At 42.3% G+C, this 10,522-nt stretch carries 9 protein-coding genes; 2 read left to right on the top strand and 7 right to left on the bottom strand.

What is annotated here, in order from left to right; all coding sequences use genetic code 11:
• Positions 1 to 289: 289 nt before the first annotated feature.
• Genes ACW6QP_RS11080 through folE form a run of 5 tightly spaced genes read right to left on the bottom strand, consistent with a single transcriptional unit; the run spans position 290 to position 4,123 of the window.
• A complete protein-coding gene (locus tag ACW6QP_RS11080; RefSeq protein ID WP_457910933.1) occupies positions 290 to 784 on the bottom strand; it encodes a DUF192 domain-containing protein in 495 nt (164 codons plus the stop codon).
• On the bottom strand, positions 781 to 1,602 hold the full coding sequence (gene lgt, locus ACW6QP_RS11075) for a prolipoprotein diacylglyceryl transferase (protein WP_457910932.1): 822 nt from the start codon (positions 1,600 to 1,602) through the stop codon (positions 781 to 783). The genes ACW6QP_RS11080 and lgt overlap by 4 nt, the downstream gene beginning before the upstream one ends.
• A 51-nt stretch (positions 1,603 to 1,653) precedes the next feature.
• Positions 1,654 to 1,908: a membrane protein insertion efficiency factor YidD gene (gene yidD / locus ACW6QP_RS11070; protein WP_457910931.1), complete on the bottom strand. Its 255-nt coding sequence runs from the start codon at positions 1,906 to 1,908 to the stop codon at positions 1,654 to 1,656.
• A 1-nt stretch (position 1,909) separates the two neighbouring features.
• On the bottom strand, positions 1,910 to 3,394 hold the full coding sequence (gene cysS / locus ACW6QP_RS11065; RefSeq protein WP_457910930.1) for a cysteine--tRNA ligase: 1,485 nt from the start codon (positions 3,392 to 3,394) through the stop codon (positions 1,910 to 1,912).
• A 51-nt stretch (positions 3,395 to 3,445) separates the two neighbouring features.
• Positions 3,446 to 4,123, bottom strand: coding sequence for a GTP cyclohydrolase I FolE (gene folE / locus ACW6QP_RS11060; RefSeq protein ID WP_457910929.1), 678 nt, complete (start codon positions 4,121 to 4,123; stop codon positions 3,446 to 3,448).
• A gap of 137 nt (positions 4,124 to 4,260) precedes the next feature.
• Between folE and ACW6QP_RS11055 the strand changes: the two genes are divergently transcribed.
• On the top strand, positions 4,261 to 6,093 hold the full coding sequence (locus tag ACW6QP_RS11055) for a T9SS type B sorting domain-containing protein (RefSeq protein WP_457910928.1): 1,833 nt from the start codon (positions 4,261 to 4,263) through the stop codon (positions 6,091 to 6,093).
• 48 nt (positions 6,094 to 6,141) lie between these two features.
• Here the strand turns inward: ACW6QP_RS11055 and ACW6QP_RS11050 are convergent, their stop codons facing one another.
• Positions 6,142 to 7,647 (bottom strand): OmpP1/FadL family transporter, encoded by a 1,506-nt coding sequence (locus ACW6QP_RS11050; RefSeq protein ID WP_457910927.1) that lies wholly within the window; start codon positions 7,645 to 7,647, stop codon positions 6,142 to 6,144.
• Positions 7,648 to 7,730: 83 nt separating this feature from the next.
• On the bottom strand, positions 7,731 to 8,840 hold the full coding sequence (locus tag ACW6QP_RS11045) for a hypothetical protein (protein ID WP_457910926.1): 1,110 nt from the start codon (positions 8,838 to 8,840) through the stop codon (positions 7,731 to 7,733).
• A 127-nt stretch (positions 8,841 to 8,967) separates the two neighbouring features.
• On the opposite strand from ACW6QP_RS11045, the gene proS reads away from it, so the two are divergent.
• Entirely contained in the window at positions 8,968 to 10,446 is a 1,479-nt protein-coding gene (gene proS / locus ACW6QP_RS11040) for a proline--tRNA ligase (RefSeq protein ID WP_457910925.1), read from the top strand.
• Positions 10,447 to 10,522 lie beyond the last annotated feature (76 nt).

The raw sequence follows: 10,522 nt of genomic DNA, 5'->3' as shown, positions 1-10,522 counted from the left end.
ACATTAACAATGTAAAAACTGCCTAAAGCACGAATAAAAAAAACCGTCTAAAAAAATAGCTTTTTAGACGGCCTCTTTTTTACGCCTTGTTTTTATCTGATAACCAGGATGAAATTGTATGTTTTTCCGGCTTATTTCTGTAGACTTGTGAGTAGGTGTCTGTTAGTAGTTTTGGCTAAATATTGGTGACTATCAGGGCTTCTCAAGTAATATTCAGGAGAAACTAAACTTTAGGACAGCATATAAAAAAAGCTTACGTAGGGAAGCTTTTCAAATGATTTTAAACGATTTATTCATCGGTTCGTTTGAACCAGATCTTATCTCCCGGTTCAAGACCCCATTCGTCGCTAAGGCCTCCGTTTATCTCGAGAATGAATTGCGCCGGCCCTTCCGATGGCAGAGCCGTTTCATCCATAGGCTCGGCATTTTTAATAAAATTAATAGCCAGGCTATCACTTCCAAAGTATATTATATCCAATGGGATATAAGTATTCTTCATATAGAAAGCTCTTAGCGCCGCGTTATTGTATATAAAAAGCATTCCCTGATCGTCTTCCATACTTTCCCTGTACATCAGGCCTGTTTCACGCTCATAGGGGGTATCGGCAATTTCGATGTCTAACTGCTTTACTGTGTCTCCGGTGGGTTTTATAAGGCTTAGTTCTCCCTCTTTGGTGAATTCGATTTCGGGAGTTTTGATCTCTTCCTGTTCGGTATCAGACTTGCAGGAGAACAGCATCACAGAACTCACAAAAAGGCCTAAAAACAGATTTGATTTTCTCATTGGGTTTTTACTTTAGTGGGTCTATACATAAAATAAAAGCCGGCAATAATAAAGGGTATGCTTAGCCACTGGCCTGTATTCAATAACCAGGTGGCTCTTTCTTCAACTTGGGCTTCCTTAACAAATTCAACGAAAAAGCGCACCGTCCAGAGCAGCACCAAAAACAATCCGAATAAAAAGCCCTGTTTAAAACGTTTTTCGGTTTTCCAGTATAGATACCAGAGCAGGGCAAAAATGAGTAAATAACATACCGATTCGTATAGTTGGGCAGGATGCCGAGGGAAGTCTTCACCCAATTTTGCGAAAATCACCCCGTAATCTGAATTGGTTGGTTTACCAATGATTTCAGAATTAATAAAATTTCCAATTCTTACGAAAATAGCACCACTGGCCACGGGAATCACGATTCGGTCTAAAATCCAAAGCACGGGTTTGTCTAAAACCCTCTTTCGATAGAGATACATCGCAACGATAATCCCGATGGCAGCCCCGTGGCTGGCCAGGCCTCTAAAACCTGTAAATTCAAATTCGGGTTCAAATCGAACCGGGAGAAAAATTTCCAGTAAATGATGTTGAAAATAATCCCAATCATAAAAAATTACATGGCCCAGTCTTGCACCAATAAGAGTAGCGAGCACGGTATAGATAAACAGAGAATCCAGTTTTTCTAATTCTATGTTTTCCCGGGTATAAATGCTTTTCATAATATACCAGCCTAAACCAAAGGCGATAAGAAACATAAGGCTGTAATAGTGCAAAGTAAAAAATCCCAGGTCTAATCCTTCGTTGGGATTCCAGGTAATGGCGTTAAAAAGCATTCTAATGGTTTAAAGTTAGAGTAGTAAAGATACGCAAATAGCGCATTTTGCCTAATTTTCGGCTTTGGCTTTTTCGGGTACCGGGTCATAGCCTTTTCCGCCCCAGGGGTTACAACTGCCTATACGTTTAAGGCCCATCCATCCTCCTTTTAAAATACCGAATCGCTTTAGTGCCACCAAAGTATATTCTGAACAGGTTGGTGAATAACGGCAGGTGGCCGGGGTAAGCGGAGAAATGAATTTTTGATAAAATCTTACCAGCCAGATAAACGGAATTGCGAAAACTTGTGCCGGCGATTTCTTCATATTATTTTACACTGAAACTCGTGCCGTCTTTGCCATCTTTAAGCTGAATACCGATTTCCTGCAATTCATCGCGAATTTTATCGCTGGTCGCAAAATCTCTATTGTTTCTGGCTTCAGCCCGTAATTTTATAAGCAGTTCAATAGCACCTGAAAGCTTATCATTTCCGCCCTTTGCTTCTGAAGTATCATCGGTTAAGCCCAGCACGTCGAAAATAAAGGCGGTCATAGTTTCTTTTAAAGTAACTTTATCTTCTTCAGAAACTGAAGCCGCTCCTTCTTTGATGTTATTGATATATTTTACCGCATCAAAGAGTTTTGCGATTAAAATGGGGCTATTAAAATCGTCGTTCATCGCATCGTAGCAGGACTGTTTCCAGTCGGCTATTGAGAATGAACTTTCGGATGAAGTTGGAAGCTCGTCAAGACTATGAAAGGCATCCATCAACCTGAAAAATCCTTTTTCGCTGGCTTTTAAAGCTTCATCAGAAAAATCGAGAATGCTGCGATAATTCGCCTGAAGCATAAAAAACCTGGTCACGGTAGGACTAAAAGGTTTATCGAGAATGTCGTTATTTCCGGAGAAAATTTCTTCAGGCAAAATATTATTGCCGGTGCTTTTGGCCATTTTTTTACCATTCAAGGTAAGCATATTGGCATGCATCCAGTAATGTACAGGATTTTTACCCGTGGCTGCGTTGCCCTGGGCAATTTCACATTCGTGGTGAGGGAATTTTAGATCCATTCCGCCGCCGTGAATGTCAAATTCTTCACCCAGGTATTTAGTGCTCATAACGGTGCATTCCAGGTGCCAGCCGGGAAAGCCATCGCTCCAGGGCGAAGGCCAGCGCATAATATGTTGTGGCTCGGCTTTTTTCCAAAGCGCAAAATCCTGAGGATTCTTCTTATCGCTCTGCGCGGTAAGCTCGCGGGTATTGGCGATCATATCTTCGATAGCTCTCCCGCTTAGTTTCCCGTATTGATGCTGTTCATTATATTTCAACACATCAAAGTACACCGAGCCATTGGCCTCGTAAGCAAAACCTTTGTCGATAATGGTTTTGATAATCTCAATTTGCTCTACAATATGGCCGGTTGCCGTGGGCTCAATGCTGGGAGGCAAGTTGTTGAATTTCTGGAGTATGTTGTGAAAATCTACGGTGTAGCGCTGCACTACTTCCATAGGTTCAATTTGCTCGAGCCTGGCTTTTTTAGCGATTCGGTCTTCGCCGCTGTCGGCATCGTTTTCCAGGTGGCCGGCATCGGTAATATTTCGTACGTAACGAACTTTATAACCTAAATGTTTTAGGTATCTAAAAACCAGATCGAAAGAAATAAAAGTGCGGCAGTTGCCCAAATGAACATTGCTGTAAACGGTAGGCCCACATACATACATACCTACATTGCCTTCGTTTAGGGGAGTAAAGATTTCCTTCTCTCCACTCATAGAATTATAAATCTTTAGCTTCTGTTCATTATATAGCGCCATACTCAATCTGGATTGGATTTAATTAGGAATTGAAATTTAAGAAAAAGGCTTTTAGAATTGGGTATCTAATTTAATGTAGTCCAGAAATTCTCTTTTTACTTCTTTATCCTTAAAAGCACCACCAAATTCGCTGGTTACTGTGCTGCTTTCAATGTCTCTAATTCCCCGGCTGTTTACGCAAAGGTGTTTGGCATCAACCACGCAGGCCACATCTTCGGTTCCCAAAACCTTTTGAAGCTCCTGTACAATCTGCATAGTCATTCGTTCCTGTACCTGTGGTCTTTTTGCAAAATAATCTACAATGCGGTTCATTTTAGACAATCCTACTACGGTGCCTTTAGAGATATAGGCTACGTGAGCTTTCCCAACTATGGGAAGAAGGTGGTGCTCACAGGTAGAATACACTGTGATGTTTTTCTCAACAAGCATTTCACCATATTTATATTTATTCTGAAAGGTGGAAGCTTTGGGTTTTCTCGCGGGATCCAGGCCTGAGAAAATCTCATTGACAAACATTTTAGCAACCCTTTGCGGGGTACCCTTTAAACTGTCATCATTAAGATCGAGACCCAGGGTATGCATAATTTTCTTTACATCTTCTTTTATCAAAGCCACTTTTTCGATATTGCTTAGCTCAAAAGCATCGTCTCTAAGTGGAGTTTCTGCGCTGCTAAATGCGTGAGCATCTCCGGCTTCATCAATCTCATTCAAAATTTTATCTATTTTCATAGCGTTCTAAAGTAAAGTCTTTTAAAACCTGTTAAGGCTTGCAAAGATACATGTTTTAAAGCTTTTTAGAGAATTAAGCGCGGGCTCTTATTTGAGGGAGATTCTCATTATATTGCACAAAGTGTAAAAACTTTTCTATGCTCACATCTCTCAGGCACAATTTATTCATTTTATTATTCCTTTTCTTGCCCCTTTTGGTTGTGGCCCAGGGTAGTAGTTGTGGAACTTTAGAGCCATTTTGTGCTGGCGGGGAGGAGCTGGTTTTTGCCAATTCGAACCCCCAAAACAGCAGTATAGCTTTTGCCGAACCCGGCCCCGATTATGGTTGCCTCTTTGAACAACCATACCCAGCCTGGTTTTATTTGCAAATAGAAAATGATGGCGACCTTGAATTTCGAATTTCTCAATTTGAAAATAGAGATGGCAGTGGCCTGCAAATCGATGTCGATTTCGTGGTTTGGGGCCCCTTTAATCGTAATGAAGAATATTGTGATAATAGTCAACTTAGTGCTGCAAATATCATAGACTGTAGTTTTGAACCATTTGCGGTCGAAGAAATGAGTATTCCCGGAGCTCAATCTGGGGAGGTTTATATTGTAATAATCACTAATTATGACGCTATCCCGGGGTTTATTAGTTTACAGCAAACCAATGCAAATGCCGGAGATGCGGGTTCTACCGATTGTAGTATCATAGATGGTTTGCTTGGAGAAGATCGCATTTTATGCGGGGAAACCGAAACTGTTTTGGATGCTACTTTTGAAGGGATCACTGAATATGAATGGTATATTTTTAATGAAAATATCGAGGAATTTGTTCAGATACCTGGTCAAACCGGACCCGAATTAAGCGTAACCAGCAGTGGGCGCTACCAGGTAGTTGTAATCGATTATGAAGCTAATAATACAGACAGTGATGAAATCGAAATCCAATTTTTTGATACACCCGAAATATTTGAACCCGAATCTAGCTTAGTTTGCGGAGGCTTTCCGCAGAATTTAAACTTGCGGGAATGGGATGAAGAGATTAGTGGAAGCCAGGAAAATGTAATCGTCGAATATTATACCACAGACCAGAATGCCATAGCCGGCGAAGCGATTACAGACCCCGCAAATTTCCAGATTAGTGAGGAAACCCGAATTTTTGCCCGGGTTATAGATTCACAGTCTTTATGTGCTTCAGAAGTTATTTCATTGGATTTTACCGAATCTTTGCTCCCCGAAGATGTCCTGTCGCCTCAAACTATTATTTGTCTTGATCCCGATGGAAATCTGGCCGAAAATATTCAGGTAGGAGAAGACCTGGGTGCCGATTTTGAATACACCTGGCTTGGCGATGGAAGTATTATTTCAAATACTGCTCTCCTCGAAATTAACAATCTTCCAGCTTACCGGGAGATCGTTTTGGAAATCCTAACAGATTCAGGCTGTGTTGTCGAATTTTCTACCAGCCTTGTATTTTCTGCTCCACCACAAAGCGTCGAAATTTCAAAAGAAGGTTCAGACTTTAGCGGCGGATATACCCTGACCGCCAGCCTTGATCCGGGGGTGGGAGATGCAGTAGAATATCAATATAGATTGGATAATGGAGCCTGGCAGGCTTCAGAAGTTTTCAGAAATGTTCAACAGGGATGGCATCGCATAAGTGCCCGCGATGTGAATGCTTGTGGGGAGACAACTTCCGAAGAGATTTATCTTTTTGGCTATCCGCGGTTTTTTACTCCCAATAACGACGGCTATAATGACAGCTGGAGGATAAGCAACAACGAAGATATTCAGGTGCTGGAAATCTTTATTTTTGATCGCTATGGAAAATTGCTGAAGCATATTCCCGCAGGAGGTGCAGGTTGGGACGGCACATTTAATGGCCGTGATATGCCTTCGAATGATTATTGGTTTAAACTGATATTTGTAGACTTAAGAGATGGCTCTCAACAGGAATTTAGCGGGAACTTTAGCTTAAAACGATAAAAGCGCCCCGAAGGGCGCCTTTAAAATTATCTTAGCTTGTTCGAAAACTTACAGTCCAAAAGTCAAGCTCAAAAGTATATTATCGAATTGCCTGTCGATATTCGCCCGATTGGTAAGGCCTACGTTATAAAGTTGTGGGTTTTCCTGAAACTGAGTGTTCACATAGGCAAGATCCAGTCTAAGATTTCCGAAAGAATAACCGGCTCCTAAAGAGTAGCTGTTTAAATCTCCCATTCCCGAGTCATCTACAAACGGGCTACCTTCATAGCGATAACCTGCGCGAAGACTCCAGCTGTTCAAGCGGGTTTCTCCTCCAACTCTAAAACTATGCACACTACCTAAGCTATTTGCAATTCGATCATTTTGAAAACTGAAATCGGGATCATTTTTAGGTCTGAATTCAATATTTGAATAGTCGCTATAGCTGTAATCAACACTTATTAAACCTGTTGCGCCTAAAATAACGGCACCACTGGCAGTCAATTTACCCGGAGTTTTAAGAGTGTATTCGGGATATACATTTACAATTCCAGGGTTTACGCTAATTCTTTCATCGAATTCATTGCTATAAGACTCTACGAATTGACGGGCTTCTTCCCTAATGTTATACCAGGTAGGAGATTCGTAACCGGCACCTAATCTTATGTTATCACTAACCTTGGCTATGGCTCCTAGTTGAAATGAAAACCCGTCGCCATTGGTATTTAAAAAATTGTTGAACCTTACCTCGTTAGTGATACTTCCTGCGTTTTGGTTGCGTTCTTCAAATCTTGTGGTGCGATTAAAATTGATGAAGTGTGTGTTCAGGTTTGCCCCCAAATAAAGGAAATCCTGATACTGAGTAGCAAAGTTAAAGGAGAATTTTCCGTTCATCCCGGTTGCGAAAGATGAGTACTCCTGGGAGAAATTCCCCCCGGCTATGCTCGACCTGTACCGGGTGTTTGATAAATCTTCGGTTTCAGGATCAATGATATAAGCCTGGTACCCCAAAAGGGCTTGTTGCGCGCCATAACCTTCATTTTCTCCTAAATATTGATATAAGTCGGCAATACTTTCATTTTCCAGGGGTTCTAAAAGGTCAAGTGGTACCCCATCGGCATAATTTAGAAAATAACGATCTATTGAGGTATTGGAGTTCCCTCGGGCTACGAAAAAGTCATCATAATTATTTGTTTTGGTGTAGTTCACTCCGAAGGTGAATTTTCTCCAATTATCATTGGTGCTTTGAACTACCAGGATCCCACCGGCCTGATTGAAATGAATATCAGATTCATCATTAGAGGTTGACGTTCCGTTGTAGTTGGTGCTATTTGAAACTGAAAGCTGGCCCAAAGTAAAACTTGCAGTACTATTTAAAAATACAGCCGATCCTGCAGGGTTTATATTAATGGCCGACATATCTCCTCCCAGGGCTCCAAATGCACCTCCCATTGCGCTGAATCTTGCGGTACCTGTGAGGTCTTCCCGGGTGTAGCGAAGAGCATCGCTAATATCCTGTGCCTGGGTAGTAGTAAAACTAAGTAAACCTGCCAGGCCTAGTAGTATTTTTTTCATAAGTGGTTTTGTTTAAGGTGTTTTCGATAAAAAACCTTACAACTCCTAAGAATTGTAAGGTTTGATTAGGTTTTGTCAGGATTTTATCCGCGACCACCGCCTCTCCTACTTCCGCCTGAAGAGGTTCTGGCTCCGCCGGAACTTCTGGTACCTCCTGAACTACGCATAGTTCCTGAGCTTCTGGTGTTGGTGTTTGAAGAACGGTTGACATTATTGTTGCGGGTATTTCTGTTATAGGTATCGTTTCTACGACTGGTATTGGAGTTCACCCTTACCGGCTGTCTTTGCGAAGACCTGTTGTAAATATTCCTGTTCGATCTGTCTATCGTGGCTCTACGAACATCGCCACGGGCTTCTCCCGATCGTATGTTCCTAATGCTTCTGGAATAAGAGTTGCTTCGGGTACTGCTTCTTCTGGCATCGCTTAGGGCATTATCTCTCATGCCACGGGAATAGGGATTCAGAGCGCCACGTCTTCCGGTATTATAGGCTACGTTATTATAATTATAAAAGCCGCCACCGTATATCCAGGGGTTCATTCCCCATCGGTTCCAGCCCCAGGGACTCATACCCCAGTTGTTCCAGCCCCAGCCCCAGCGGTTCATACCCCACATTCCGCCGAAGCCCCAGCCGAAGCCAACGCCCCAACGTGGACCCATATTCCAACCCATGTTCCAGGGTCCCCAGAAGGGGTCGCCCCAAAAGAAAGGATCGTTCCATGCCCAGGGATTACCCCAGCCATAGCCCCATCCCCAGGGATTCATAAAGCCTCCGGCAAAACCGGTGTTGTAAATATTTATAGTGTATTCATCGGGAGAGTGTCCCCAGGGAGCGCGGCCCCCTGCATAGGTGATATTATTATTTTCATCATAATATTCCTCTTCATAATCTGAGGAATAATCGTCGGCGTCGGTAAAAATCATATTCTCGGCCAGTTGACCATACATCTGCGATTTTTCGGCAAAAAGATTTTTATAGTAGCCTCCGGTTGCATTGTCTTGAGTAGCATATTGGGATTGCTCAGTTTGCGCCGGTCTTGGTTCGGTTGGGGTAGATCGGCGGGTCTGGTCACCATAAATCCCGTCGTTTTCGAAGCCGGGAGATTGGGTAGAACCACAAGATGCCAACAATAGCAAAAATACCGGTGCCAATAGAAAAGTGGCTTTTCGTGATAAGGAGTAATAAGGTTTCATTAGCGGTATATTTTATTGTTGAACGTTACAAAAATAGTTAGTTTTGCGCTTAAACTTAGTTATACGCAAACTAAGATTGTATTAATATGTGTTAATAAAACACAAGATTTATGCCAACTAACAGGTAATGGGTAAAAACTTGACAAAACGAAGCGAAGATTATTCCAAATGGTATAACGAATTAGTAGTAAAAGCCGGTTTGGCTGAGAATTCGGCAGTGAGAGGTTGTATGGTGATCAAACCATACGGCTATGCTATCTGGGAAAAAATGCAGGCGCAGCTCGATAAGATGTTTAAGGAGACGGGGCACGAAAACGCCTATTTTCCGCTATTTGTTCCTAAAAGCCTGTTTGAGGCCGAAGAAAAGAATGCTGAAGGTTTTGCCAAAGAGTGTGCGGTGGTAACTCATTACCGTTTAAAGACCGATCCTGAAAATAAAAGCAAACTCATCGTTGATCCCGAAGCCAGGCTGGAAGAAGAATTAGTGGTGCGACCAACTTCTGAAGCGATTATCTGGAACACCTATAAAAACTGGGTTCAGTCTTACCGGGATTTGCCTATACTTATCAATCAATGGGCTAACGTAGTGCGTTGGGAGATGCGTACGCGTTTGTTTTTAAGAACCGCCGAGTTCTTATGGCAGGAAGGCCACACCGCTCATGCCACCCGGCAGGAAGCTTTGGATGAAACCAAACAGATGAACGATGTGTATGCAGAATTTGCTGAAAGTTTTATGGCAATGCCGGTGATAAAAGGTGCTAAAACAGAGAGTGAACGTTTTGCCGGGGCAGAGGAAACCTATTGTATCGAGGCTATGATGCAGGATGGGAAAGCCCTGCAGGCAGGAACTTCGCATTTTTTAGGTCAAAATTTTGCGAAAGCTTTTGATGTGAAGTTTACCTCAAAAGAGGGGAAATTAGAGCACGTATGGGCCACCTCCTGGGGAGTTTCGACCAGGTTAATGGGTGCCCTGATAATGACTCATAGCGATGATAATGGTTTGGTATTGCCGCCAAATCTTGCACCTATACAAGTGGTGATCGTTCCTATATATAAAGGAGAAGAACAATTAGAGCAGATTTCAGTAGTAGCCAATAAGTTGGTAAAGGAGCTTAGAGCAGTAGGGGTTTCGGTTAAATTTGACGACAGAGATACCCAGAAGCCAGGCTGGAAATTCGCGCAATATGAATTGCAGGGAGTGCCGGTGCGTTTGGCTCTTGGGCCAAAAGACCTTGAAAAAGGCACTGTAGAGCTGGCAAGAAGAGATACGCTTACCAAAGAATTTATCAAACAGGATGAAGTAGTTTCTAAGGTGCAGGTGTTAATGAAAGAAATTCAGGAAAACCTATTCGAGAAAGCAAGAGCATTTCGAGATGATAGAATCACTCCTGTAGATAATTTCGATGACTTCAAAAAAGTTCTAAAGGAAAAAGGCGGATTTATTTCTGCTCATTGGGATGGCACTTCCGAGACCGAAGAGCGCATTAAAGAATTAACCAAAGCCACAATTCGTTGTATTCCATTCGATTCTGAAAAAGAAGCGGGGGAGTGCGTGCTTACAGGAAAAGCTTCGGCCGGGAGAGTGCTGTTTGCAAAGGCCTATTAATTTTTTAAAAATTTTTGCTGAAGATTTGGAGCATTGAAAAATAGTTGTATTTTTGCATCCGCATTTGAGAATTAAT

The organism is Salegentibacter haimaensis (assembly GCF_054121495.1).
This window is presented reverse-complemented; position numbering and strand designations above follow the sequence as displayed.